The sequence below is a fragment of the Providencia sp. PROV197 genome (assembly GCF_028479625.1).
GTDB classification, from domain to species: domain Bacteria; phylum Pseudomonadota; class Gammaproteobacteria; order Enterobacterales; family Enterobacteriaceae; genus Providencia; species Providencia vermicola.
Map to the genome: position 1 here is coordinate 131,636 of NZ_JAMPNZ010000016.1, position 26,304 is coordinate 157,939.

Below are 26,304 nucleotides of genomic sequence, written 5' to 3' on the forward strand. Positions count from 1 at the left end.
CAGTGAAGGTGCGGGTTTTCATTTGAAAATCCGCATTAACCGAAGCATTATTATTTTACCCAGTGTACAATATAATTTAATTAATATTATTGGCTCCCCAATTATAACTCCTTTCTTTTGTAACTCACTGTAACTAATAATATTTATCTCATTAGTTCTACTGAGCTACAAAAAATGTGGGTAGGTAAGGAGTCAGTGCAAACGCAACAGTTTTGTAAAATACATTATTTTACAGGTCTGTTGCGTGTGCTTTTTTTATCAAATAAAAATGGTTGGGCGCACATGAACCCCTCTTTAGTAGAAAGATTACAACGTAAGCTTGGTTATCAATTCAAACAACATGATTTGTTGATTCAAGCTTTAACTCACAGAAGTGCCAGCAGTAAACATAATGAACGCCTAGAGTTTTTAGGGGATTCAATCTTAAGTTTTGTGATTGCAAATGACCTGTATCACCGTTTTCCTAAAGTGGATGAGGGGGATATGAGCCGGATGCGGGCAACACTTGTTCGTGGAAATACATTGGCAGAAATTGCCCGTGAGTTTGAACTGGGTGAGTGCTTACGCTTAGGTCCAGGTGAGTTAAAAAGTGGTGGATTTCGTCGAGAATCAATTCTTGCAGATACAGTGGAAGCACTGATAGGTGGCATTTTCTTAGACAGCGATATCCAAACGATTGAAAGAATTATTTTAGATTGGTATCAAAGCCGATTAATTGAAATTAGTCCGGGTGATAAACAAAAAGACCCGAAAACACGGTTACAAGAATATCTGCAAGGGCGTCACTTACCATTACCGAACTATTTAGTTGTTCAAGTAAAAGGTGAGGCTCATGATCAGGAGTTTACGATCCACTGCCAAGTAAGTGGCATCGAACAACCCATCCATGGTGTTGGTTCAAGTCGTCGTAAAGCAGAGCAAGCCGCAGCAGAGCAAGCATTGAAAATTTTGGAGCTTGAATGAGTGAATTACAATCCCACTGTGGTTTCGTTGCCATAGTTGGACGGCCGAATGTCGGTAAATCGACATTATTAAATCAATTACTGGGGCAAAAAGTCTCGATCACCTCGAGAAAGCCACAGACGACTCGCCATCGTATTATGGGGATCCACACAGAAGATAATTACCAAATTATCTATGTTGATACCCCAGGGTTACATATTGAAGAAAAACGTGCAATTAACCGCTTAATGAACCGTGCAGCATCAAGTTCTATTGGTGATGTTGAACTGGTCATTTTTGTCGTTGAAGGTACCAACTGGACCGCTGATGATGAAATGGTTCTAACTAAGCTATCAAGCTTACGTTGCCCTGTCATTTTAGCAATCAATAAGATTGATAACGTGACCGATAAGACGGTTTTATTGCCACATATTGGCATGATCAGCCAAAAAATGAATTTTTTAGATGTTGTGCCAATCAGTGCTGAAAAAGGTACTGGCGTGGATACAATCGCTAAAATTGTGAAGCAACATATCCCTGAAGCAACACATCATTTCCCTGAAGACTATATTACAGATCGTTCTCAACGTTTTATGGCGTCAGAAATGATCCGTGAAAAGCTGATGCGCTTTTTGGGCGATGAGTTACCTTATTCTGTTACCGTTGAAATTGAACAATTTAAAGTAACCGAAACAGGTATTTACCATATCAATGGTTTAATTCTTGTTGAACGTGAAGGCCAGAAAAAAATGGTCATTGGTAACAAAGGTAGCAAACTGAAAACTATTGGTACGGAAGCGCGTATCGACATGGAACGCATGTTTGATAACAAAGTTCACCTTGAGCTTTGGGTCAAAGTTAAATCAGGCTGGGCGGATGATGAAAGAGCATTACGCAGTCTGGGTTATGTTGACGATCTAAAATAGTAGGTGGCGGAGTGAGTGGTTGGCAACGCGCATTTGTGCTCCATTCAAGGCCTTACAGTGAAACAAGTTTATTACTTGACTTCTTTACTGAAGGTGAAGGGAAAATTCGCTTACTGGCTAAAGGTGCTCGCCGCAATCGCTCCCCTTTAAGAGGCTGTTTACAGCCTTTCACACCTTTGCTAATCCGTTGGAGTGGCAAAGGTGAAATTAAAACCTTGATTAGTGCAGACCCTGTTTCGTTAGCACTTCCTCTAAGTGGTACTGTTCTTTATAGTGGTCTGTACCTTAATGAACTCACGGCTCGTGTGATTGAGTTTGGGACGCCATACTCCGCGTTATTTTTTGATTACCTTTCTTGTTTGCAAGTCCTTGCCGCAAGCGAGCGTACCCCTGAATTTGCCTTGCGCCAGTTTGAATTAGCGCTATTATCCTACCTTGGTTATGGCGTGGATTTCTTACATTGCGCAGGCAGTGGGGAGCCTGTTTCTGACACAATGACTTATCGCTACCGTGAGGAAAAAGGCTTTATAGGCAGTTTAATTGTTGACCAACTTAGTTTTACGGGTAAACAATTAAAAGCACTTGCAAGCCGTGATTTCCCTGATGCTGACACCCTAAAGGCTGCAAAGCGTTTCACTCGTATGGCGTTAAAACCTTATTTAGGTGGCAAGCCATTAAAAAGTAGAGAGTTGTTTAGGCAATTTGTCGTATCACCTACCCCTGCGAACAAACCAAGCTAATAATTCATTATTGATTTTATTTATGTATTAACTGCTATGTTTTGTTTTATTCCTCTTTTTATCTCTTTCTAACTTATCTTTTTCAGCTCTGTATTGGTTGTACCTCATTTTATGGTGTTAAACCACTAAGTTTGGGGCCTCATCATAAAGTTTACGAAGCGCTTCGCAAAAATTTTATCCTTCATATGTAATAGCGTTGTTGTTTTGGAATTTGCCTCGAATGATACAAGATTTATTCCCTGAACTTTGAAAATTACAGTAGGATAGTGGCATTGAAGTATCCGTTACCGTTTATTGAAGGGAGTATAAAATGGCAGAGCTTTTATTAGGCGTTAATATTGATCATATTGCGACAGTCAGAAATGCACGAGGGACGCAATACCCTGACCCTGTGCAGGCCGCATTTGTTGCTGAACAAGCAGGTGCAGACGGCATCACAGTACATTTACGTGAAGACCGCCGTCATATTACGGATAGAGATGTTGAGCTACTCAACAAAACAATACAAACGCGTATGAACCTTGAAATGGCAGTAACGGATGAAATGGTTGATATTGCTTGCCGTATTAAACCTGCATTTTGTTGTCTTGTTCCTGAAAAGCGCGAAGAAGTGACCACTGAAGGTGGTTTGGATGTTGCAGGTCAAAAGCAAAAAGTGGCAGATGCAGTGAAGCGCTTAACTGAAGCCGGTATTTTAGTATCTCTATTTATTGATGCTGACCACACACAAATTGATGCTGCTCAGGAATGTGGGGCGCCATTTATTGAGATCCACACTGGAGCATATGCGGATGCAAAAACGGAACAGGAACAAGAGTTAGAGTTTCGCCGTATCCGTGATGGCGTCACTTACGCGGCAGGTAAAGGTATCAAGGTGAATGCAGGGCATGGTTTGACTTACCATAATGTTCAACGTATTGCACAATTACCTGAAATTTATGAGTTAAACATTGGCCATGCAATTATTGGGCGTGCATTGTTTAGCGGGCTCGCACAAGCGGTTGCTGATATGAAAAAAATCTTATTAGAAGCGCGTAAATAATGGCAATTGTTGGGCTAGGAACAGATATCGTTGAAATAACGCGTATTGAATCTGTTATTGAACGTACAGGCGACAGCTTAGCCAAGCGAATTCTGACTGAGAAAGAGTTCTTGCAATACCAGCAGCAAGCAAAGCCTGCTCGTTTTTTGGCGAAACGATTCGCAGTTAAAGAAGCGGCAGCTAAAGCCTTGGGAACGGGCATCCGTAATGGTCTAGCATTTAATCAGTTTGAAGTGACGAATGATGAGCTGGGTAAACCATTGCTGAATTTAAAGGGGGAAGCATTAAAGTTGGCTGAAAGCTTAAATGCAACCCGTTTCCACGTTTCAATAACGGATGAACGGCATTATGCGTCAGCTACCGTGATTATTGAACGCCTTAGTGATTGAATTTGCTTCTGATAGGCTGAATATAAAGCTGCCAGTCATATCTGGCGGCTTTATAAATAAAGTTATCGTGAGTGGAATTAAAGTTAGATTTTATCTGCGTGATGGATAGCGACAAATTTATCCCACAACTGTTCTTCAGTTTCTATGTGGTTAGGGTCAGTAATAATGGTGTTAGTAATAGGGCAAACAGACTGGCAAGTCGGTTTGTCATAGTGGCCAACGCACTCTGTGCATAAGCTTGAGTCAATTTCATAAATTTCAGCGCCCATAAAAATTGCATCATTAGGGCATTCGGGTTCACACATATCGCAATTGATACATTTTTTGGTAATTAACAGTGCCATTTATAATAACTTGCATTCAATTAAGTTAAAAATCAGTAACTTATATCTTGCACCTATTCGTTACTTCCAGTTTGGGTTTTACTTAAGTTATATTTCGTATTGAAAAACAAAAGGTTGTAATATAGAAGCACTGCACTTTACATATAACATATGTATCAGTGAGTGTATCTAGATTCTGTCGTTATAAAACTATTTTAAACGCCCTGAGCTGTGGAGTCGAATAAATTACACCAGTACTCATTTTTATCCATGATTAATATCATGATAACAAGAGACTACAGATAGAGTGATGTTATAAAGCATTGCACTAATCTAGTTTCTGAGGTTGATAAATCATCAAAAAATTTTTTTTGTATAATTATCTATTTTGAAAGAAATTTCATTTTATAAACTCTGTGGTTAACGAAATTCAAGTCGGATCCTTTTGAGAGTGACATAACCTATTGTTTTTAATATTTAAACCAAAATAATGATAGTGTTCACAAATAACGAAATCTATGGTAGTAATAATAAAAAATATAAAGGGATGCAAACATGTTTGAAACTCTCGGGGTTCTTAATTTCTGGACTTATCTTGCTGGATTGGTCTTCATTATTATTGTACCAGGGCCTAATTCGATTTATGTACTCAAAACGAGTACTTCCAGTGGTGCTCGGTATGGCTATCGAGCTGCACTAGGCGTTTTTACAGGTGATGCCATATTGGTTTTTTTATCTTTTATCGGCGTCGCATCTGTGATTAAAGCATCTCCAACCCTTTTTATGATTGTTCGCTATCTTGGTGCGGCTTACCTTTTATATCTCGGTTGTAAAATCTTATACGGTACATTAAAGCGCAAGCCACAGGTTGAGGGAGAAGAGGTTGCGGTGACAGTCAAGTCAGAAAACCATTTTGTTCGCGCTTTAGCGTTAAGTCTTACGAATCCAAAAGCGATTTTATTTTATATTTCGTTTTTTATTCAGTTTGTTGATTTTAACTACGCGAATGCGTGGGTACCATACCTTGTTCTGGCGACAATCTTAGAGTTAGTCAGCTTTTTATATTTAAGCATACTGATTTTTAGTGGCTATTTGATTGCTAAATTTTTACGTGAGAAAAAAATTCTCGCAAAATTGGGTAATTGCACTGTTGGGGCCTTCTTTATGGGCTTTGCAGCGAAACTGGCATTGAGCAATTAGTTTGTCGGGTGAAGAATCTCAAGATTAAGATTTAAAATTGCAGTCACTCTGACATTTGGTAATAATTAGCTTTCGAGTTAAGCGCCCAGAGGTAAGAGTGACACAAATAGAAATTGATGAATATTGGATGAAGCAAGCCCTTGAACTTGCTTTAAAAGCACAAGATGTAGGTGAAATCCCAGTAGGTGCATTATTAGTTAAAGATAATCAGTTAATCGCCTCTGGTTGGAATCGTTCGATTCTCGACCATAACCCGACCGCCCATGCTGAAATTATGGCACTGCAACAAGCAGGGCAAACACTGAGTAATTATCGTCTGCTTGATACCACGTTATACGTTACTTTAGAGCCTTGCATAATGTGTGCAGGCGCGATGATCCATAGCCGTATTAGGCGCGTTGTTTATGGTGCGAAAGATTTTAAAACAGGCGCCTGTGGTTCTTATATCAACATCATGGAGCAAGCAGGGCTAAACCATTATGTGGAAGTCACGGGGGGAATTTTAGCAGAAGAATGCTCCTCGATGCTGAGTGCTTTTTTTAAAATGCGTAGAACACAGAAAAAAGAACAAAAGCGCCAACAGAATTAACGCTTTGTGAATTGATGCAAAAAATCTGATTAAGGTATTGAATTAGGTGTTTTAAGAGGGGAAATGAACACAGGGCTTTGTTCTGATTCAGTTTCTTTGGGTTCAGGATGCAATGAAATGAGGTATTGGCCGAGTGATGTTTTCGTGTTTTCATTGTTATCTTGAGACAGCTTTGATGAGTTCAATCCCCCTAAATAGGGAATATGATTATTGTCAGGGATTGGTGATTGGTTTTCAACAGTTTTAGCCTCTTTCGTTTTTAAGTTCTCAGGCAAAATTAAATAGGTTAAAGACTGTTGGGCAATATCCAAAGCATGCTGCTTACGCTCTTGTGTTTGAAGGTATCCCACTAAGCTTTGATGGTATCGGCGGATATTTTCTACATAACGATAAGCTTCATGCCCACGTGCATAACCATAAGTGAGCTGTGAGTAATATTTCTTCTGGGTTAACAGTGGAAGCCGTGCTTTAACATCAAGCCACCTGTCTGGGTCACCACCAAGCATCTGAGTTAATTTTCGTACATCCAACATATGCCCATAGCCCATATTATAAGCAGAAAGTGCAAACCAAATACGGTCATCTTCCGCAATAGTTTCTGGTAACCTTTCCATTATATAAGCAATATAGGCTGCGCCACCTTTAATGCTTTCTTCTGCATCTAACCTGTCTGAGATACCCATCGTCGCAGCCGTAGGTTTAGTTAACATCATTAAACCACGTACACCTGTTGGCGAAGTCGCAAGGGGGTCCCAATGAGACTCTTGCCACGCAATTGCGGCGAGGAGTTTCCAATCAATCACTTCAGCGTATTTTTCAAATAATGGTTGATATTCAGGTAGTTTATTATCGATTGCTTTAATAAATGCCATCGTATCGAAATAATCGAACGATTCCACATGGCTAAAATATTTCTCATTCAAGCGAGCCAAAAGCTCCGTTTCGTTGCCTTGGTTGAAAAAATCAAGTAGGGCAGCATCTAAACTATTTTCTTCACCACGTCGCATATACCAGGTGACAGCATGATCATCGAGTAAATCAAAGGCGACGGCTATCTGTGGGTGAATGCGCTGTTGTAATGCAACGGCGATAGAGTCTTCTAGGGTATAGTCGATTTCACCATCAGCAAGCATTTCAAGGATCTGATTTGTATTGTATTTAGAGGTCTCTTCCCATTTTAAGTTTGGGTATTCTTTGGCAAGCTCTTTTAAGGTGCTTGCATGGGCTGTGCCAGAAGTGACAAGCAGTTTACCGTTGATATCATTAAACGATTTAGGACGTGTTGAACCTTTACGATAGACCAATTGCTGAGTCACCGTCAGGTAGCTTGGGCCAGTTTTGGTCTTAGTTAATCGGTCTTTATTGTAGAGTAGCCCAGCAACAGCGATATCAGCATCACCATTTTCGAGGTCGACAAAAATCTGCTCGAATGTCGGGCGGATAGTAATTTTAAGTTTGACTCCTAGGTACGAAGCAAAGCCTTGAGCAAGCTCGTAGTCAAAACCACGAAGCTGTTTTTGCTCATCTATATAGATAAGTGGCGAGCTGACGGCACTAATACGTAATTCACCTTGTGACAGTATTTTATTAATTTGTGAATCTTGCGTATTGGGCCAGCGGATATTAAAGCCGATGACCATTGAAGCCAGTAGCGCGATAACCACGATGATTAAGTAGTTAACTTTTAAGTTATTCAAATAATAATTTCTCGTGCAGTCACTGGTGTTGTGTGGTGTCTAAAAAAGAGTATGGCTAAGTAATGGTTATAATTCCAGTGGTTGGGTATTTTGCTCAACAATTATGATCGGTGCAACCTATATTATCGTATTTAGCACATAATAATATTTAACTAATCGCTTTATTTTTAATCACGCAAACGGTTTCGTATTGATGAACATTGCTCTATAATGGGCTCCAGTTTCCCTGCTTTCATGTTCAGGGCTGGCGTTTAAAAGAGAGAAATTAAGACTATGGAAATTTTGCGTGGTTCACCTGCTCTATCAGCATTTCGTATTACCCGCCTTTTGGCGTTGTTTGCAGAAAAACAACTACCTGTAACAGATATCTATGCTGAATATATGCACTTTGCTGATTTATCAGCGCCGTTAAGTGATAGTGAGCAAGGCAAACTGAGCAGTTTGTTAAAATATGGTCCTTCCCTAACTGAGCACGACCCATTTGGTAAATTGATTTTAGTTACTCCACGCCCAGGTACAATTTCTCCTTGGTCATCTAAAGCAACGGATATTGCTCACAACTGTGGTCTTACCCAAGTTAAACGCATTGAACGTGGTATTGCCTACTACGTTCAGGGAGATGCATTAACGCAAGCACAGTGGCATGAAGTGATTGCACTGTTACATGACCGTATGATGGAAACAATTTTTTCTTCTTTTGAACAAGCAGGTGCCTTGTTTGCACACCAACAACCTGCACCGATGAAAACCATCGATATTATCAAAGGTGGACGCCAAGCACTGGCAACAGCAAATACAGAAATGGGGTTAGCGTTGGCGGATGACGAAATTGATTATCTGCAAGCGGCCTTCACGGGGTTAAAACGTAACCCAACAGACGTTGAGTTGTATATGTTTGCACAAGCGAACTCAGAACATTGCCGCCATAAGATTTTTAATGCGGATTGGGTCATTGATGGCCAAGAACAGCCTAAATCGCTGTTTAAGATGATCAAAAACACGTTCGAAAAAACACCTGATCACGTGCTATCTGCTTATAAAGACAATGCTGCGGTAATGGAAGGCTCTGTCGTTGGGCGTTTCTTCCCAGAGCCAGAAGGTCGCACATATCGTTATCACCAAGAAGACACCCACATTTTAATGAAAGTGGAAACCCATAACCACCCAACGGCTATTTCACCATGGCCTGGTGCAGCAACGGGTTCTGGTGGGGAAATTCGTGATGAAGGTGCGACAGGGCGCGGGGCAAAGCCCAAAGCGGGCTTAGTGGGCTTTTCAGTGTCTAATTTACGTATCCCTGGGTTTGAACAGCCTTGGGAAGAGGATTTTGGTAAGCCAGAACGCATTGTGAACGCACTGGATATCATGATGGAAGGCCCGCTTGGAGGGGCTGCGTTCAATAACGAATTTGGTCGTCCTGCATTATTAGGCTACTTCCGCACATATGAAGAGAAAGTGAACAGCCACAATGGTGAAGAATTGCGTGGCTACCACAAGCCAATTATGTTAGCGGGTGGTATTGGTAATATTCGTGCGGATCACGTACAAAAAGGTGAGATCACCGTGGGGGCGAAATTGATCGTACTCGGTGGCCCATCAATGAATATCGGCTTAGGTGGTGGTGCGGCGTCATCGATGGCATCAGGCCAGTCAGATGCAGACTTAGATTTTGCGTCAGTTCAGCGGGATAACGCCGAAATGGAGCGACGTTGCCAAGAAGTGATCGACAGATGTTGGCAGCTTGGTGATGATAACCCAATTTTATTTATTCACGATGTGGGTGCTGGGGGGTTATCCAATGCGATGCCCGAACTCGTCAGTGATGGCGGTCGTGGTGGCCGTTTTGAATTACGTAAGATTTTGAACGACGAACCTGGTATGAGCCCATTAGAGGTGTGGTGTAACGAATCTCAAGAACGTTATGTGATGGCAGTGGCCCCTGAGAATCTGGCTGAGTTTACAGCGATTTGTGAGCGTGAACGTGCGCCATTTGCGGTGATTGGTGAAGCGACAGAAGAACGCCATTTAACCTTAAATGATGCGCATTTTGATAATCAACCGATTGATATGCCATTGGATGTATTACTGGGTAAAACACCCAAAATGCTACGTGATGTGAAAACCCTCAAAGCAGAGCCTGATGCATTAGACAGAACAGCGATTAATTTAAATGAAGCCGTCAAACGTGTTTTACACTTACCAGCGGTTGCAGAAAAAACCTTCTTGATCACGATAGGTGACCGTACGGTAACGGGAATGGTTGCTCGTGATCAAATGGTAGGGCCTTGGCAAATCCCAGTAGCTGATTGTGCGGTCACTACGGCGAGCTTAGACAGTTACTACGGTGAGTCCATGTCAATTGGTGAAAGAACGCCAGTGGCATTAGTGGATTTTGCGGCATCGGCTCGTATGGCGGTAGGGGAAGCACTCACTAACCTTGCTTGTTCTTATGTGCAAGACCTTAAACGTGTGAAATTATCTGCAAACTGGATGGCAGCAGCAGGTCATCCAGGGGAAGATGCTGGGCTATATGAGGCAGTAAAAGCTGTCGGTGAAGAACTTTGTCCTGCATTGGGCTTAACTATCCCAGTGGGCAAAGACTCCATGTCGATGAAAACGCGTTGGCAGCAAAATGGTGAAGATCGTGAAATGACATCACCACTGTCATTGGTGATCACGGCGTTTGGTCGCGTTGAAGATGTACGTTTAACAGTAACGCCTGAATTAAAAACAGTAGAAGATAACGCGCTGTTATTGATTGACTTGGGTGAAGGTCAAAACGCGTTAGGCGGTTCAGCGCTTGCACAGGTTTATCGTCAACTAGGAAATAAAGCACCAGATGTACATAGCCCTGAGCGTTTACTCGGTTTCTTCAATACCATTCAAAAATTGTTATCAGAGCAAAAATTGCTGGCTTACCACGACCGGTCAGACGGTGGTCTATTCGTCACCTTAGCAGAAATGGCATTTGCAGGCCATTGTGGAATTAATGTCGACATCAGCTCATTTGATGAAGACACCTTAGCTGCATTGTTCAACGAAGAATTAGGTGCTGTGATCCAAATCAGTGGTGCAGATAGAGCTTATGTTGAGGCCTGCTTTGCAGAGGCGGGTTTAGCGAATTGTGTGCATTATTTAGGCTCTGCAATTCATGACGATGTCGTGATTATTAACAGCCGTGATACGGTCGTTTACCGTGAATCACGCAGCTTGCTGCGCCAATGGTGGGCAGAAACTACATGGCAGATGCAACGCCTGCGTGATAACGAAGTGTGTGCAGACGAAGAACACGCAATAAAGCAAGATAACCAAGACCCAGGCTTAAATGCTCATTTAACTTACGATATTGACGATGATATTGCTGCGCCGTTTATCTTATCTGGAGTGCGTCCTAAAGTTGCCGTGCTGCGTGAGCAAGGGGTTAATTCCCATGTTGAGATGGCCGCTGCTTTTGACCGAGCAGGCTTTGATGCGGTTGATGTACATATGAGTGATTTGTTAGCGGGGAATTTATCCCTTGAACAATTCCAAACTCTGGTAGCGTGTGGTGGATTCTCCTACGGTGATGTACTGGGCGCGGGTGAAGGTTGGGCAAAATCGATTTTGTTTAATAACCAAGTGCGTGATGAGTTTGCTGCGTTCTTTAATCGTCCTGACACCTTATCTCTGGGTGTATGTAATGGTTGTCAAATGATGTCCAACTTACATGAGTTGATCCCAGGAGCTGAGTTCTGGCCTCGTTTTGTTCGTAACCGTTCAGAGCGCTTTGAAGCCCGCTTTAGCTTAGTGGAAATCGCCAACAGCCCATCGTTATTACTGCAAGATATGGTAGGTTCTCGTATGGCGATTGCGGTATCTCATGGTGAGGGGCAAGTGGAAGTTCGCGCGGCAGCGCACTTACAGCAATTAGAAGATAACGGCTTAGTGGCGATGCGTTTTGTGAACAACTATGGGCAAGTGACGGAGCAATACCCTGCGAACCCGAACGGTTCGATTCATGGTATTACGTCAGTGACATCGAAAGATGGTCGCGCGACTATCATGATGCCGCACCCTGAGCGTGTATTCCGTACAGTGAGCAATTCTTGGCACCCAGAAACATGGGGAGAGGACAGCCCATGGATGCGTATTTTCCGTAATGCGCGTAAACAGCTAGGCTAAAAAACTCAGTATTTCAGTAAGAACGGCACTCTATCGTTAGGAATTGAAACATAACGGTGGAGTGTTTTTTTATGGACACCTATTAACTTTAATATAAATATGGTTATTTAAAGTATTTTCTGAACCATGGTAATGGAACTTGCCTAATTTATGTTTATTTTAAATGAATGGCTTAAAAATAGAACATTAATATAACTATTATAAAGTTAATTTTTTTTGTATTTTTTTTATCAATAAAGAAGGTGATATATCAGATTAACTTTTTTAAAAAACAAAAAATAACATGTTAAATTCCACTGGGGAATTGAGGTGGCTGTATTAAAACCTCAAATTTATTAATGAGATTTTACAGGGGAATAGATTTTGAGTTTATCTGATATGTTAAAAAAAAACATGTTTTCAAGTGATATTTATACTAAAAACTTAAAGCAAGATGAAACAGTGAGTTTTTTATTTGGGGAGAATTATGTTAATTTTTCAAAAACTATAAATGGCAATGAAAATAATTTTTTAATGGAGGATGTTGCCATTCCAATATATATCAACTTAATGAATAAGAATATAAAGTTAAGCAATACAGAGTGCTATGAGGTTAGGTTGAAAGATGTCAGTAATGTAATACTCCATGGGCAGACTAAATCTAAAGTTTTATTAAAGGGAAATAAGAGGGCTAATATTTTAGATGCAGGTTTAATAAAAACTAAAATTAATGGATATGATGGAGATGATCATCTTATTTTTAGGGCAGGAGTTGCAAGAGGGGGAAATGGGGATGACAGTTATTATTTACGCCGTTTCCAATGGGAAAATACGAAAAGCAAACCAATAACTAAACTGAGCGCAAGGATTGTTGAAACATCAAAAGGGAAAAGTAAAATTCATTTAGGCTATTCTTTAGATGAGATAACAGACGTTAAATTGGCGGGTAATGACCTAGCGCTAACGATTAGCGCAAAATCACCGCATAATCCCTCAGAAACTTTAAAATTAAACGTCACATTAAAAAATGTTTATCAGGACTTAGATGAGGGGAAAGTATTAAATCATGATTATCAACTTTATACACGGGATGGGTTTAGATTAGATCCCATTTTAACAAATGATAGTTATAAGAAGAGTATAGAGAAATTTTACGAAGTAAGCTACTTACAAAATAGGGATTACCTTCCAAGGGATCAAAGTGGTCGCGTTATTATTAATAAAGAGAAAAAGCACATTATAGTGAATAACCATGGATATCACGCTCCTATGTGGGGGGATTTCAACTTAAATGGAGATATTAAAAATTTAAGATTTACAGGTAGCAGCCAAGATGATTTAGTCACTATGATTAATAAAAATAGCTATATTATGGTTACGAAAGGAAATGACATTTATCAATTAAAAGAAGATAACTTTATCATTTCTGAAGTAACATTTGATTTTTCAGAACTGCATGGAAATCATACAGGGAAAGAAAGTGTAATTATTAAGGTTTCTGATGGGCTTGGCAAGGATTTGATGGTGGATGGTCAGTCGATATATTTTAAAAATATATTTAATGATAAAAAATCAAGAATTAAATTTATTAATTATGAACATAATCGACTGAATCTTGTGTATCTAAAAGATGCAAATGGAAATATATATCAAATTAAACTCGATCCTAAAGGGCATAAGGTTATTGTGGGTAATCCAGTGAGTGAGCTTACCCAACAGTCTGATGACATTTATCTTCTTAGGGGGCAAGCTTGCCCTGAGGGAGTTTTCGACACATTAGCAGGTGATGATAAAATTAAAGATTTCAGTGGTGGGGGGATCATTATTAATGCAGGGGATGGGAATGATAACGTTAAGGCATTAAAAGGTATAAACGTTCTTTACGGTGGAAACGGTGATGATGTTATAGACGGTGGGAGCCAAGGGGATTTGCTACTTTCAGATTTAGGTAATGACCTTTTAAAGGGGGGATGGGGGAATGACGAATACATTGTTGATGGCTCAATTGGTATGGGAACTACAATTATAGATGATGACAATGGTATTAATAATATACATTTAATGCACTTTAATAAAGCATATACAATAGTCGAAGAAGAAAACTCAAAGTATCAAGTTTATACGTCAAAATCGCAGCTTCGTGAGGTGAAAATAAAATATTTCCCAGAGAATGAGGGACGTAAAAATAATATTCACCACTATGATAGCCTTCCTCAACATATCCCTAATGACGTAAAAGAAAGTATGAGCTATATGGTCAGATATTTAGCAGAACATCAGCAGTATTGGAAAAGGGAAAAACCATTATTGCCTTGGCAACCAATGTATGCATTTAAGGGCTTTTTCAAAAATACTTCACATGATTTCATTGATATGTCTAAGGAGAATATTATCATTAATCAGGGTGAGTCATTTGGTGAGCTTGTGCTTAACATAAATGGTAAATCTTCTGTTTTAATGGACGAAAGTGGTCATGGTCGATATTTTAAAGTTGACGTTGAAAAGGGTTCTATTTCATTGTCTAAAAATAAATTGAGTAATAATGTGTTTGATGCGAGAGGAGGAACTGCGAGTTTGCATGGTGGTGCCGGCGATGACGTATTTATTATCAATGGGCATAATGGGGAAATACACGATAAAAAAGGAGATAATGTTTTTATTATAGATGGTGGTGTTAGGGGAGAAAGCACTATTGATTATGGCAATGGAACGAATGAGATATACCTAATTAGCTTTAATGAAACTCCAGTTATTTTAAAAGAAAATAATGAAAACAAAATAACACAATATATTTATCAATCTGAGTCAGGCTATAAAGTAACAATTAATCAGGCAGATGGAGTGGAAGCCCCAATAATTATTCATCGTAATTTATTGCCTGGTATGCGGGAATATACAACTCAACAAAAACTTGAATACTTGGGAAATGCATTGGCAACAATGCGCTTACAGGACGAATATAATAGTCATGGTGTTAATAATATAAAGTCCGAATGGAACCCAGCGAGCCTTGTAAGAGTTTTTATGGATAAAGGAACGGCAATTTAATAATTAAGCGAGTCACAGAGATATTTATTTTATATATTTAGTGACAATCTAAAAATAATTTGCCCTAAAAATGAATATTATTTTAGGGCAAACTATAGGTGGTACATCAAATAGCTTATTTCCAGAAACGATTAATTTGCTCACGCAACGCTTCCGCGGTTTTTTTGCCTTTTTCACCCACTAAGGCACGACCAGCAATAAAGGCTTTGGCTTTAATGCCATTAAATAGGTGAATATCTTCAGGCACGATGCCACCAGTTATTGATAGTGCTAGCCCTAAACTAGATAACTTACGCATCTTTTCGATATCTTCATCGGTCCAGCCAATACCAGCGAGCTCGGCATCACGGGAACGGTGGTAAATAGCTTGAGTGATACCTAAATCTACCCAATTTTGTGCATCGTCAAATGTCCAATTGCCGTAAATTTCAATTTGAATTTCACGCTTAAATTCGTCAGCGACTTTTTTACAGGCTGCAATGGTGGCAATATGCGCTGCCGCTGACACCGTGATCCAATCTGCACCTGCCTCAAATGCCATTTTCGAAAGAATTGCGCCACCGTCAGTGGTTTTCATATCGCAAACCAGAATGTGATCTGGATATCTTTGGCGTAACGTCGACACTGCATTCATACCATCAGCAAACGCTAAAATTGTGCCTACTTCAATGATATCAACAAAAGTGTGTACATTTTCAGCAACTTCCAGTGCCGCAGGTAAGTTAGTTTGGTCTAACGCGATTTGGATCAACGGTTTAGTCATGGTTTTATCCTTGAATTTTTTCTCGTATCAAACGGGCGAGCCCATCGTGATTGTTATCGGTGGCACAGATAGCATTGGCTTGCGCTTTGACTGCGTCATCAGCGTGAGGCATCGCAACACCCAGCCCTGCGTATTGGATCATGGAAATATCATTATGGTTATCGCCGACGGCAATCACTTGCTCAGGCTCGAGGCCGAGTTGGTTAACGTATTGCGCTAAGCGCATGCCTTTGTTGTTGCCTTTACAGGCGATATCAATGCGGTTGACCCATGAACGTTCGGCAGTGAATTTGTCATTCACCCACGAGACATCCATTAATTGTTCAATGGCATTAGGGTCACCTTCAACAACAAATTTCCAAACGTAATCGGTATCACGAACCTGTTCTTCAAATGAATCAATACGGTAGATTTTAGGGGGATGAGCAAGGCTTGGATCCGCTGCCCACTGTTCCATATCTTTCATGTAGTCAATCGGTTGTGATTTTGAATAGGTCATTTCATTGGTGGTATACAGCACCAATTTAAATTGTTTTTTTTGTGCCAATTCAATAAAGGCTAAGGCATCGTCTTTGGCAATTGATGTTTGTGTGAGCACCTTTTCGTTTTGATAATCATAGATATAGGTACCATTACAGCAAATAACTGGCGTGGTTAACCCCAGTTCATCGTAATAAGGGCGCGCAGCGGTGTGGTGACGTCCCGTGACAATCATTACGTGGCAGTGTTTCGCCGCATGTTGAATAGCAGACCTCACTTCTGGGTGGATTGTGTGTTGAGCTGTCAGAACCGTCCCATCTAAATCTAATGCGAGCACTTTATACATATCAATGAATCCTTTTAAGCATTTTTCGCGAGTGCCTCATCAATCACGCGATATACATCGTCGGCTGTGTGGCATTGGCGTAGTTTGTTAAGATCGACACCCGTTTCACTATCTTCATCGTCAAGAACTTGGGTGACCTCCATCAATCCTTCCATATGTTCGTCCGAAGAGCTACCCGCAAGTGTAATTAAAACGTCGACAGGTTCATCTTCCCCATCAAAAATAACGGGTTTTTCTAAGGTGACTAAGGCAAAAGCAGTGCGAATAACGCCATCTTCAGGCCGCGCGTGGGGTAGGGCTAGATGCGGGGCGATGCAGATATACGGGCCCAGTTTTTCAACACTGCTGATGATGGCGTCATGGTAAGTCGGTTTGATTGCACCAGAGGCAACCAGCATATCTGTGCCAATTTTAACAGCATCGCGCCAATGGGCTGCATTGGCATGGAGTTGAATAGAATTATTGTCGATTAATGATTGTTTGAATCCCATTATGACTTCCTCTTGGGTGATAATTGCCTCGATAGCTATGGGGGGACGTTTATCGAGGCATCAACATGATTAATTACGAATAAAATTGGTGTGAATGATATTTAGCAACTCGTCACCGAATGAATTAGGATTGAGCATGTTTTGTACGCCAAGGACGAACTTACCTTCACCTGGGTCCATTTCTGAACTTAAATGTTTTGACGAGACGATAATGTCTGTTGCTGTTAATTTCGATTTATAGTCGGATACCGCACAGGAATCCATAACGTGTGGGATACCTTTTTTCTCAAGGTATTGGCCAATTTTCATTTTCATCATCATAGAGGAACCTTGCCCATTACCACATACTGCTAAGATGCGCACCGGTTTAGCACCACTGTGTTCAAGTGGGGCTGATTCAACGTCTTCTTCTATTGTTTCAATGGCTGCTTCAAGGGCACCTTCGGCATCCTCTTCTGCTCGCAGTTTTTTCGCGGCAAAGTACATGTAGACAAGGGCAAGAGCGACAATCACAAAGAAGAACATTTTTGAGAATGACAAGCCTTGCATAATCACTGGGAACGCTAATGCCCAGTCGGCCATACCCATCCAGCCACTAAAATCCGTGCCTTGGCGGTTGATTAAGTCAATCGCCCATGCAGATCCTAAAATTTCGATGACGCCCATCACAAAACAGACTTTCATCACGGCTTTCCAACCGCCAAAGTGGTTAGCGAAAATACCGATGGTCGCATTGGAGAAGAACATCGGAATAAATCCTGGGATGATCATAATGGGTGAGTTGAAGGCTAACATACCCAATACAGCAGCAAACTGGCCGATTGCACCCCACATAAAGCCGAAGACCATCGCATTTGGCGAGAACGCATAGATAGCGGCACAGTCGATGGCGAGCACGGCATTAGGAATAACGCGCTCGGAAATGCCTTTAAATGCTTCAGACAGTTCTGCAACAAACATTCGCACACCTGTCACGATGATTTGAATAGCAACGGCAAATTTCAGTCCTGTTTCAATAATGTAGATAGTCCAATGCGTGGTGCCTGCCATGGTTTGCAGGTTAGTCAGACCAAAAGAAATCAAAATAACGCCAAAAAAGAGCGTCATTACAATGGCCGTCGCGGAGATGCTATCGTGGAAAATATGCAGCCATTTTGGCAATTTTAAGTTATCAACACTGTCTTTTTTATCACCAAGTTTTGGGGCAACCTTAGTGGCTATCCAGGAGGCAAACTGCTGCTGGTGACCGATAGAAAAACCAGCACCGCCAGTCACTTCTTGCGTTGGCTTAAACATAATATTGGAGGAGATCCCCCAGTACAGCGCCATCAAGACTGCAGAGTACAAAATAGTTTCCCACATGCTTGAACCTAGCACAAAATAGAAAACAGCAATCAAGCCAGCTTGCTGGAACATGATATGGCCTGTCAACATGATGGTACGAATACCCGTGATGCGGCGAAAGAGCACTAAAAGAATATTAATCGCGAGGGCTAACAACACGGTATAGCCGACCCACGAATAGTTATCACCCATGGTTTCCATGGTTGCCATCATTGAGGTGTATGGGTCGATAACTGAACCTGTGAGGCCATGATATTCAGACATTTTTTCAATAACAGGTTTAAAGCTAGATACCAAGGTGCTGGCTCCGACACCCACTAACATAAAGCCAACAATCGTTTTGATTGTTCCCTTGAGAATTGTTGTTCCATCGCGCTTTAGCAACCAGTAACCAATAAAAGTGACTAAGCCGAGTAACAGAGGCGCTTTAGTCATTACTTGGCTGTAAAAAATATAGAAAGCGTCGTATAAAAAATCCATATTTTTACCTCTAATCAAATTGTATTTGTAATTTATAGGGGTCAGAGATTAATCATATTGATCGTATCTGGTGTTATTGCGATATAATCATTTAAAATGGATAAACGGTCGCGCAAAAATCAATTATGATCAAATGTAATCACGAATTGCTCTTTTATGATTGTTTGCATTTGTCTGTTTTTTTACCAGTAAAAAAATAAATAAATGGCGACTTGATCACGTAAAATTTAAAATAACCTTTTAAATCAATATGATAATTTTATTTATATCAAATATCAATTTTTTGCTTAGGCAAAGGTTGACAATATTGGATGAGATAAATAGAATCAAAACTAATCACCAATAATCATTTTCAATCATAAGTTGTCATTGATGTGATTATTTCTTAATAAGGCGATAGTTATGAATGAAGTGCAAAGACACAATGAAATCTTGTCGTTATTAGAAACGCAGCGGGTGATTAACGTTTCTCATATTACCGAACAGTTTAATGTGTCTCCTGCTACTGCGCGTCGTGATATTTCAAAGCTTGACGAGCAGGGTAAGTTACGGAAAGTCCGTAATGGTGCAGAACGAATTGAAACGAAAAAGCGTAAGTGGACACCACTCAATATTAATAGTGCTGATCATTACGAGGAAAAATCAGAAATCGCGATTAAAGCGGCTGAACTTTGCCTACCAGGGGAAAGTGCAGTGATTAACTGTGGTTCAACCGCCTTTATGTTAGGGCAGCAGCTTTGTGGTAAAAACGTACAGATTGTGACCAATTATTTTCCACTGGCCAGTTATTTGATTGATGAAGACCATGAAGACGTCATTTTAATTGGTGGGCAGTATAATAAGGCACAAAACATCTTTTTAAACCCAGCCCTCAATACGCTGATGGGCTACGCAGGTAACTGGATGTTCACGTCAGGGAAGGGGCTAACAGAAGCGGGTTTATATAAAGCTGATATGTTAACCGCTGTGGCAGAGCAACAGATGCTAGATCAAATAGACAAGTTAGTGGTGGTTGTTGACAGTTCCAAAGTGGGGCATCGAACGGGAATGTTATTTTGCCCAGCTAATAAAATTGATGTTCTTATCACGGGAAGAAATGCCAATCCTGAGGTGATTAAAGGAATTCAAGCGCAAGGGACGCGAGTGATACTCGTTTAATCCCATCCACTACCTGATTTATTGAATTTAAACCAATTTGCCTTCATGCCTTAATTCTCTCATTAAGGCATCGGGCTCCCGACATCTAAAATTCTGGAAAAAGGTATTATCACTATGAGCAAAGTCAATGAAATTACACGTGAATCTTGGATTTTAAGCACGTTTCCTGAGTGGGGAACTTGGCTAAATGAAGAAATTGAAAAAACGGTTGTTGAGCCGAATACATTTTCAATGTGGTGGTTAGGTTGCACAGGTATTTGGTTGAAAAGCGCAGGTAATACGAATATTTCCATCGATTTTTGGTGTGGAACAGGGAAAAAAACGCAAAAAAATCCACTCATGAACAAGCAGCATCAAATGATGCGTATGGGCGGAGTAGAAGCATTGCAACCCAACTTACGTACAGCAATTTTCCCTCTTGACCCATTTGCGATTAAAGAAGTCGATGCCATTTTAGCGTCCCATGACCATGCTGATCATATCGACGTGAACGTGGCGGCGGCCGTACTGCAAAACTGCGGTGATCATGTTAAGTTTATTGGCCCACAAGCGTGCGTGGATTTATGGACAAAATGGGGAGTGCCCGCTGAGCGCTGTATTGTCGCCAAAGTCGGTGATGTACTCGAAGTGGGGGACATGAAAATCCGCGTATTAGATTCGTTCGACCGCACGGCGCTAGTGACACTACCTCAAGGGGTCTCTTCTTATGATAAGGACATTTTGGATGGCATGGATTCACGGGCGGTCAACTATTTAATTGAAACCACTGGCGGCTCGGTTTATCACTCAGGTGATTCACACTATTCAAACTATTATGCGGCACACGGTAATCGTTACAATATTGATGTCGCACTGCTTTCTTTTGGTGAAAACCCGCGTGGTGTGACCGATAAAATGACCTCATCGGATATTTTACGTGCAGCTGAATCATTAGATTGTGAACGGGTTATTCCATTCCACCATGATATTTGGGCAAACTTCCAAAATGACCCGCGGGAAATTGAAGTGCTGTGGAATATGAAAAAAGAGCGCTTGCAATACACCTTTGCACCGTTCTTCTGGCAAGTGGGGGGCAAATATACTTACCCAACGGATAAAGACCGTATGCATTATCAGCATTTTCGTGGTTTTAACGATATCTTTAAAAATGAACCTGAATTGCCATATAAAGCATTTTTATAATTAACCTTGCTATTAAAAGCAGCATTTAAGGAAACTTAGGTGCTGCTTTTTTTATTGTATTTAAAAAAATACATATATTAAAATGATATGTATTTTAAATATATTTATTATTTATACGGTGTTGTTTTTTATTAATTTGTTGGTATTGACTGCCTTAATTTAATGCTTTTTAATCTTAGTGTTATCAATATAGATAACACTAAGATTAAATTAAATTAATTCAAGGTGGAAATATGAAAAATGAAATAATATTGCATGAATTAACTGAACGTATAGAAGAATATGTTTTAATGAGATAAAAATAATTTATGCTAATTTAATTTCAGTTGTTAATGATGTTAAATTTAAAAGTTTTTTAGAAAACCTAACGGGAAGTAAAATAAATATTATATCAAACATGTACTTAAGCAGATTTGATAAAGATGATTTTCTAACTACACATTGCGACTCCGATGATGGGATAGGTATTGTCATTAACCTAACCAAGGAATGGGAAGCAAATTATGGAGGATTAACGATGATTTTAGATAAGGATAAAAAGACAATTTTAGATACTTTTATCCCGTCATATTTAAATATTTTAATTTTTGATACAAAAAAAAGAAAAATCCCACATTTCGTTTCCGCAGTGACATCTAATAGAACAAGTAAAAGAATGGCATTAGTTGTGAGGTATAATGAAAAAAATTAAAGTACTTCTTTGTGCTATTTTAATATCATTTATATGGGGGAGTGCATTTCCTATATCAAAACTAGCGATTGACCAAGTAGGTGTTTGGGCTTTTAGAATCTACTCACTAATTATCTCAGTTGTTTTTTTGTGTTTTGTTTTTTTCTTTTTTAGTCGGTGTCGGTTTAATTTGCGAGATTTTGTAAAAAGTATTCCACTTGGTTTTTTAAATGTTTTTTTAGTTCCTATATTAAATAGTTTGGCGTTAAAGTATACAGAAGCGGTAAAGGCATCTGTACTTGTTTATACAATGCCAGTAATGGCAACAGTTGTATTGGGTGTAATGAATAAACATATTGAAACTAGGTCAGTATTTGTATCTTTGTTATGCATTAGTGGTATTTTTATCTTTATATCACCAGTTGGTATAAGTATTGGTGAAGTGATAATTTTATTAAGTGCATTTATGTGGGCACTAGGAACTATTTTATCTGAAAAAATCACCTTGAAAATAAACCTAACTTCAAAAGTATTTTATCAAAATGTAGTGTCATTTGTTTTTTTTATTTTATTAATTCCATTTTTAAATGTTGATTTAAACATATTGAGTAATATACATTCTGAGTTTTTTATCAGTGTATATATACCAATTATCTATATGGGGCTAGCTAATGGCGTGATTGTTTATGTTCTTTGGTATTATATGATAGGGCATGGTGGCGCAAAGCTTTCATCATACTCAATCCTTATTTCACCAATCATTAGTGTGATGATTTCATCTTATCTTTTAGATGAGTCGATGACAATTTCAATGATAATTGGTATGTTATTTATTTTGCTAAGTATGTTAATTGTACTTTCAGAAAAAAATAAAAATTGATATTTAAGTCACCGATAATATGCTTTTAGTGATTATTTTCTTATGGGTGCACATTTCCCCTCCGCCCTTTTGGGCGAAGGGGAAATGTGCTATTCACAATGCTAAGTTTCCCTTGTTACCTAATGACATTTAGTATTATTCAAAGAGTGGGATATTACTCAAGAATAAACATGCCATATGGGTGGATCTGCAAATAAAGATTTTCGCCAACAGTAGGTTGTAACTGTATTGCATTGATCTGTAGCAACATGGATTGGCCATGCCAGTCAACAGTAACTTCGTATTGAGGTCCCATATAAGCAACGTGAGTAACCGTACAACGTTGGCTATCTTCACCCTGTAAACTCAAGGTAATGGCTTCAGGGCGAACACCCACAGTGACTTGCGTTTGTGTTGAGGTAATTTGCGCAGGACGAGGCAAGCGATAATTAAAGATATCCACAGAATCCGCGGTCAATGTTGCAGGGAAAATATTGGCATCCCCCATAAAGCTCGCCATAAATTTCGACGCTGGCTGGCGGTATAACTCTTGAGGGGAACCTAGCTGCATGATTTTCCCTTTGTTCATCACCAACACCATATCAGACACCGCAAAGGCTTCACTTTGGTCATGGGTAACGTACAAGGAGGTGATGTTAAATTGCTGCTGTAGCTCGCGAATTTTCTCACGCATGCTACGGCGTAAGTTGGCATCCAAGTTACTTAACGGCTCATCAAATAACAGCACTTTTGGCTTGAGGATCAACGCTCGAGCTAAGGCGACACGCTGCTGTTGTCCTCCCGAAATTTGGTCAACAAAGCGGTCGGCAAAGCCAGCTAAATCCACCAGCTCTAATGCTTCATCAACGCGTTTTTTGATCTCAGCTTTCGGTAACCCTAACATTTTCAAGCCATAGCCTACGTTATCCCCTAATGACATATGGGGGAACAAAGCGTAGGACTGGAACACCATACAAATATCGCGCTGTTGTATTGAACGGTCGGTTACATCTTCCCCATCAATAAACATACGGCCTTCGGTCGGCTTTTCGAGCCCTGCCACTAAACGTAAAACGGTAGTTTTTCCGCAACCCGATGGACCTAATAAGGTCACCATGCTGCCTTGGGGAATGGACAAACTTAAATCATCGATAACCGTGTTGCTACCAAAGCGTTTAGTCACATTTTTTAATTCAACAAAACTAGTTGTTTCACAAGAATTCGGTTGTGTCATGTCAGTTACTCCATGATTACTGTGCATTTTTGGCTTTGGAACGTGAAACACGGGCTTCGCCAATCAAATAGTCAAATAAGAAGATAATTGCGAGCATGACCACAATTAAAATGGAGCCATAAGCAATCGCAACACCATACTCACCATCCTCAACACGGTTAAGAATGTAAGCGGTGGCTACGCGTGTATCAGGAGTAACCAAGAACACAATTGCACTAACAGTGGTAATCGCTCGTACAAAACTGTAAATCAGCGCGGATAAAATCGCAGGGCGCAAGAGCGGCAGTAAGATAAAGAAAATAGTACGCATAGAACCTGCTCGTAAGCTCAGCGACGCTTCATCTAATGATTTATCAATTTGGCCTAATCCTGCGATGCCAGCACGGATCCCCACAGGAACGTTACGCATAGTCATCGAAATAATTACGATGGCCGCTGTACCTGTTAAATAGAACGGTGTGTCGTTAAAGGCTAAGATGTATGACACACCCGCAACTGTACCAGGTACGGCGAAACATAACATGGTGGTGAATTCGATGGTTTTCTTACCGCGGAAATCTTGGCGCACCACGATATAGGCAATTAATAGACCCAGAATTGCGGTGATCGGTGCGGCAATTCCTGCATACAGAAGGGTATCGAGCAATGAAGGCCATGCGCCATCACTCATACCTTGACCGAATAACTTAATAAAGTTATCTAACGTTAAGGTGTAATCCACACCCCAGTTCACCGTAAAGCTTCCGTAGAAAATGCTACCGTATAACAGAACGTTAAAGGCGACCCAAATCGCTAAGAATGTCGTGACAGTGGCAATTAAAGACGATGGTAAGGGTTGGACATCACCACGATAAGATTTACCCGAAACCGTGACGTACGAACGTTTACCAATCCACATATATTGCACACAGAATACCAACAGAGAGAAGACTAACAAGGAAGCGCCCAAGGTACTGGCTGCTTGGTAATCTAACTGAGAACCTGTGATATAGAAATAAATTTGCGTCGCTAATACATCGAAGTTACCGCCTAACACTAATGGGTTACTAAAGTCGGCCAGTGACTGAACAATAACAATTAAAAATGCGTTAGCTAATGCAGGTTTCAATAATGGCATAAACACATTAAAGAAGGTTTGGTAACGATTAGCGCGCAGGGTATAAGAGGCTTCTTCCAATGATGGGTGAATGGTTTTAATCGCACCATCCAAAATCATAAATGACATTGGGGTAAAGGCCAGAACCTGTGCGAGCCAAATTCCCGTAAAGCCATACAGCCAGTTGGTATTTTCTAACCCCATGTAAGTCGCCAGAAATTCAGTAATATAACCTGAGCGCCCCATCATCAAGGTGACACCAAGGCCCACAACAAAAGGTGGTGTAACGATAGGTAGGATAGAAAATACGCGACCAATAATGGCAGAACGTTTCGCAATACGTGTGGTGTAGATAGCTAAAATTAACCCAAAGAAGGTACAGCCAGCTCCCACGGCTAAAGAGAGAAATACCGAGTTAATGATAACCTGAACAATATGGGATTGCGTTAAAATTGCCACAAAGGCAAATGGCGCGAAATCCCCATTACCATCGGTAAACATGGGGATAAAAATGGCTACACTTGGGAAGACGATAAACAACGTGATCAGTGCGATAACGGTGATAAGCGACCCAATGACGAATTGGTCGCCACCCAGCCACTCAAGGCGGGTTAACGCGTGCGTCATCACCATACCTAGGGCAATAAACAGCACAATGGCGGAATAACCAAGGCCCTTACCATCAAAGTAAGCCGTGATGATCACCACAACGGCAGTGATAGCCGCGACAGCAATATCGAAGTAATGGCGTGTTTTATGATAACGATTCGCTGGTGTTAACGGGCGAATAAACAGTACAGATGGCAAGAGATACCAAAGCCAACTAATGTTTATGCTGCTCCAACCATAAGCGGCGAGGATTTCATCTTGTGTTGAGTCAAGTAAGCCATAATCAAGGCTCCAAGACGGTAACAAGGCGAAACCAACCCATGCCAATAGCAGCCAAAAAAAGGTGCTATCTCGCTTTTTAGGTGGTGTCAGAGCTAGGGTTTGAGACATAGATCCCCCTAAGCTCGTCATATTTTGCGCTGTCACGGTGTTGGCTGCGCTCTGTTATCCTAGTCACATACTTGTGTATGCTCCTAGGAATAACGTCACTTGCCGCCTTGTGACAACCCAAACTATTTAGAGCTTAATGATAATAGTTAGAATTTTTATCTAGTTA

Annotated in this window: 21 protein-coding genes; 13 read left to right on the forward strand and 8 right to left on the reverse strand. The window is 40.4% G+C overall.

The genetic code is table 11. The annotated features are described in order from the left end of the window. Positions 1-282: 282 nt before the first annotated feature. The 5 genes from rnc (at position 283) to acpS (ending at position 4,039) form a co-directional block, all read left to right on the forward strand. Positions 283-963 (forward strand): ribonuclease III, encoded by a 681-nt coding sequence (gene rnc, locus PR808_RS09380; RefSeq protein WP_206082511.1) that lies wholly within the window; start codon positions 283-285, stop codon positions 961-963. After that, entirely contained in the window at positions 960-1,868 is a 909-nt protein-coding gene (gene era, locus PR808_RS09385; RefSeq protein WP_206082510.1) for a GTPase Era, read from the forward strand. Before rnc ends, era begins: the two co-directional genes overlap by 4 nt. An 11-nt stretch (positions 1,869-1,879) precedes the next feature. Further along, entirely contained in the window at positions 1,880-2,608 is a 729-nt protein-coding gene (gene recO / locus PR808_RS09390; protein WP_272539181.1) for a DNA repair protein RecO, read from the forward strand. 310 nt (positions 2,609-2,918) lie between these two features. Beyond that, positions 2,919-3,650, forward strand: a complete 732-nt coding sequence (pdxJ, locus tag PR808_RS09395; RefSeq protein WP_206082508.1) for a pyridoxine 5'-phosphate synthase — start codon at positions 2,919-2,921, stop codon at positions 3,648-3,650. Further along, positions 3,650-4,039 carry a holo-ACP synthase gene (gene acpS, locus PR808_RS09400; RefSeq protein WP_206082507.1) on the forward strand — a complete coding sequence of 130 codons (390 nt, stop codon included), beginning with the start codon at positions 3,650-3,652 and terminating at the stop codon, positions 4,037-4,039. The genes pdxJ and acpS overlap by 1 nt, the downstream gene beginning before the upstream one ends. Before the next feature lie 83 nt (positions 4,040-4,122). Here the strand turns inward: acpS and PR808_RS09405 are convergent, their stop codons facing one another. After that, entirely contained in the window at positions 4,123-4,383 is a 261-nt protein-coding gene (locus PR808_RS09405; protein ID WP_206082506.1) for a YfhL family 4Fe-4S dicluster ferredoxin, read from the reverse strand. Positions 4,384-4,917: 534 nt separating this feature from the next. Between PR808_RS09405 and leuE the strand changes: the two genes are divergently transcribed. Further along, the gene (leuE, locus tag PR808_RS09410; RefSeq protein ID WP_206082505.1) at positions 4,918-5,562 is read left to right on the forward strand and encodes a leucine efflux protein LeuE; all 645 of its coding nucleotides are present in this window, start codon (positions 4,918-4,920) and stop codon (positions 5,560-5,562) included. A 97-nt stretch (positions 5,563-5,659) separates the two neighbouring features. Further along, complete coding sequence (tadA, locus tag PR808_RS09415) at positions 5,660-6,151, forward strand: tRNA adenosine(34) deaminase TadA (RefSeq protein WP_206082504.1); 492 nt, start codon at positions 5,660-5,662, stop codon at positions 6,149-6,151. Positions 6,152-6,180: 29 nt separating this feature from the next. Here tadA and mltF read toward each other — a convergent pair whose 3' ends face one another. Next, complete coding sequence (gene mltF / locus PR808_RS09420) at positions 6,181-7,848, reverse strand: membrane-bound lytic murein transglycosylase MltF (protein WP_272539182.1); 1,668 nt, start codon at positions 7,846-7,848, stop codon at positions 6,181-6,183. A gap of 273 nt (positions 7,849-8,121) precedes the next feature. On the opposite strand from mltF, the gene purL reads away from it, so the two are divergent. Further along, on the forward strand, positions 8,122-12,009 hold the full coding sequence (gene purL / locus PR808_RS09425) for a phosphoribosylformylglycinamidine synthase (RefSeq protein WP_272539183.1): 3,888 nt from the start codon (positions 8,122-8,124) through the stop codon (positions 12,007-12,009). 363 nt (positions 12,010-12,372) lie between these two features. Beyond that, positions 12,373-15,036: a calcium-binding protein gene (locus PR808_RS09430; RefSeq protein ID WP_272539184.1), complete on the forward strand. Its 2,664-nt coding sequence runs from the start codon at positions 12,373-12,375 to the stop codon at positions 15,034-15,036. Positions 15,037-15,151: 115 nt separating this feature from the next. Here the strand turns inward: PR808_RS09430 and PR808_RS09435 are convergent, their stop codons facing one another. The 4 genes from PR808_RS09435 to PR808_RS09450 form a co-directional block, all read right to left on the reverse strand. Then, on the reverse strand, positions 15,152-15,799 hold the full coding sequence (locus tag PR808_RS09435) for a 3-keto-L-gulonate-6-phosphate decarboxylase UlaD (protein WP_206082500.1): 648 nt from the start codon (positions 15,797-15,799) through the stop codon (positions 15,152-15,154). Between the two features lie 4 nt (positions 15,800-15,803). Then, positions 15,804-16,625 carry a Cof-type HAD-IIB family hydrolase gene (locus PR808_RS09440; RefSeq protein WP_272539185.1) on the reverse strand — a complete coding sequence of 274 codons (822 nt, stop codon included), beginning with the start codon at positions 16,623-16,625 and terminating at the stop codon, positions 15,804-15,806. Between the two features lie 14 nt (positions 16,626-16,639). Beyond that, positions 16,640-17,116 carry a PTS sugar transporter subunit IIA gene (locus PR808_RS09445; RefSeq protein ID WP_206082498.1) on the reverse strand — a complete coding sequence of 159 codons (477 nt, stop codon included), beginning with the start codon at positions 17,114-17,116 and terminating at the stop codon, positions 16,640-16,642. Between the two features lie 69 nt (positions 17,117-17,185). Continuing rightward, complete coding sequence (locus PR808_RS09450; RefSeq protein ID WP_206082497.1) at positions 17,186-18,940, reverse strand: PTS ascorbate-specific subunit IIBC; 1,755 nt, start codon at positions 18,938-18,940, stop codon at positions 17,186-17,188. A gap of 402 nt (positions 18,941-19,342) precedes the next feature. Between PR808_RS09450 and ulaR the strand changes: the two genes are divergently transcribed. From ulaR to PR808_RS09470, 4 genes are all read left to right on the forward strand, one after another. Next, positions 19,343-20,098, forward strand: a complete 756-nt coding sequence (gene ulaR / locus PR808_RS09455) for an HTH-type transcriptional regulator UlaR (RefSeq protein WP_206082496.1) — start codon at positions 19,343-19,345, stop codon at positions 20,096-20,098. Positions 20,099-20,212: 114 nt separating this feature from the next. After that, positions 20,213-21,280, forward strand: coding sequence for an L-ascorbate 6-phosphate lactonase (ulaG, locus tag PR808_RS09460; protein WP_206082495.1), 1,068 nt, complete (start codon positions 20,213-20,215; stop codon positions 21,278-21,280). 397 nt (positions 21,281-21,677) lie between these two features. Continuing rightward, a complete protein-coding gene (locus PR808_RS09465; protein WP_272539186.1) occupies positions 21,678-21,971 on the forward strand; it encodes a 2OG-Fe(II) oxygenase family protein in 294 nt (97 codons plus the stop codon). Continuing rightward, on the forward strand, positions 21,958-22,830 hold the full coding sequence (locus PR808_RS09470) for a DMT family transporter (RefSeq protein WP_272539187.1): 873 nt from the start codon (positions 21,958-21,960) through the stop codon (positions 22,828-22,830). The genes PR808_RS09465 and PR808_RS09470 overlap by 14 nt, the downstream gene beginning before the upstream one ends. 154 nt (positions 22,831-22,984) lie before the next feature. Here the strand turns inward: PR808_RS09470 and fbpC are convergent, their stop codons facing one another. Further along, positions 22,985-24,070 (reverse strand): ferric ABC transporter ATP-binding protein, encoded by a 1,086-nt coding sequence (gene fbpC / locus PR808_RS09475; RefSeq protein WP_206082492.1) that lies wholly within the window; start codon positions 24,068-24,070, stop codon positions 22,985-22,987. Then, positions 24,060-26,138, reverse strand: a complete 2,079-nt coding sequence (locus tag PR808_RS09480; RefSeq protein WP_272539188.1) for an ABC transporter permease — start codon at positions 26,136-26,138, stop codon at positions 24,060-24,062. Before PR808_RS09480 ends, fbpC begins: the two co-directional genes overlap by 11 nt. Positions 26,139-26,304 lie beyond the last annotated feature (166 nt).

Coding starts and splice junctions, on each gene's coding strand:
- rnc (WP_206082511.1), top strand. CDS start 283: ATGAACCCCTCTTTAGTAGAAAGATTACAACGTAAGCTTGGTTATCAA.
- era (WP_206082510.1), top strand. CDS start 960: ATGAGTGAATTACAATCCCACTGTGGTTTCGTTGCCATAGTTGGACGG.
- pdxJ (WP_206082508.1), top strand. CDS start 2,919: ATGGCAGAGCTTTTATTAGGCGTTAATATTGATCATATTGCGACAGTC.
- acpS (WP_206082507.1), top strand. CDS start 3,650: ATGGCAATTGTTGGGCTAGGAACAGATATCGTTGAAATAACGCGTATT.
- PR808_RS09405 (WP_206082506.1), bottom strand. CDS start 4,383: ATGGCACTGTTAATTACCAAAAAATGTATCAATTGCGATATGTGTGAA.
- leuE (WP_206082505.1), top strand. CDS start 4,918: ATGTTTGAAACTCTCGGGGTTCTTAATTTCTGGACTTATCTTGCTGGA.
- purL (WP_272539183.1), top strand. CDS start 8,122: ATGGAAATTTTGCGTGGTTCACCTGCTCTATCAGCATTTCGTATTACC.
- PR808_RS09435 (WP_206082500.1), bottom strand. CDS start 15,799: ATGACTAAACCGTTGATCCAAATCGCGTTAGACCAAACTAACTTACCT.
- PR808_RS09440 (WP_272539185.1), bottom strand. CDS start 16,625: ATGTATAAAGTGCTCGCATTAGATTTAGATGGGACGGTTCTGACAGCT.
- PR808_RS09445 (WP_206082498.1), bottom strand. CDS start 17,116: ATGGGATTCAAACAATCATTAATCGACAATAATTCTATTCAACTCCAT.
- PR808_RS09450 (WP_206082497.1), bottom strand. CDS start 18,940: ATGGATTTTTTATACGACGCTTTCTATATTTTTTACAGCCAAGTAATG.
- ulaR (WP_206082496.1), top strand. CDS start 19,343: ATGAATGAAGTGCAAAGACACAATGAAATCTTGTCGTTATTAGAAACG.
- ulaG (WP_206082495.1), top strand. CDS start 20,213: ATGAGCAAAGTCAATGAAATTACACGTGAATCTTGGATTTTAAGCACG.
- PR808_RS09465 (WP_272539186.1), top strand. CDS start 21,678: ATGTACTTAAGCAGATTTGATAAAGATGATTTTCTAACTACACATTGC.
- PR808_RS09470 (WP_272539187.1), top strand. CDS start 21,958: ATGAAAAAAATTAAAGTACTTCTTTGTGCTATTTTAATATCATTTATA.
- fbpC (WP_206082492.1), bottom strand. CDS start 24,070: ATGCACAGTAATCATGGAGTAACTGACATGACACAACCGAATTCTTGT.
- PR808_RS09480 (WP_272539188.1), bottom strand. CDS start 26,138: ATGTCTCAAACCCTAGCTCTGACACCACCTAAAAAGCGAGATAGCACC.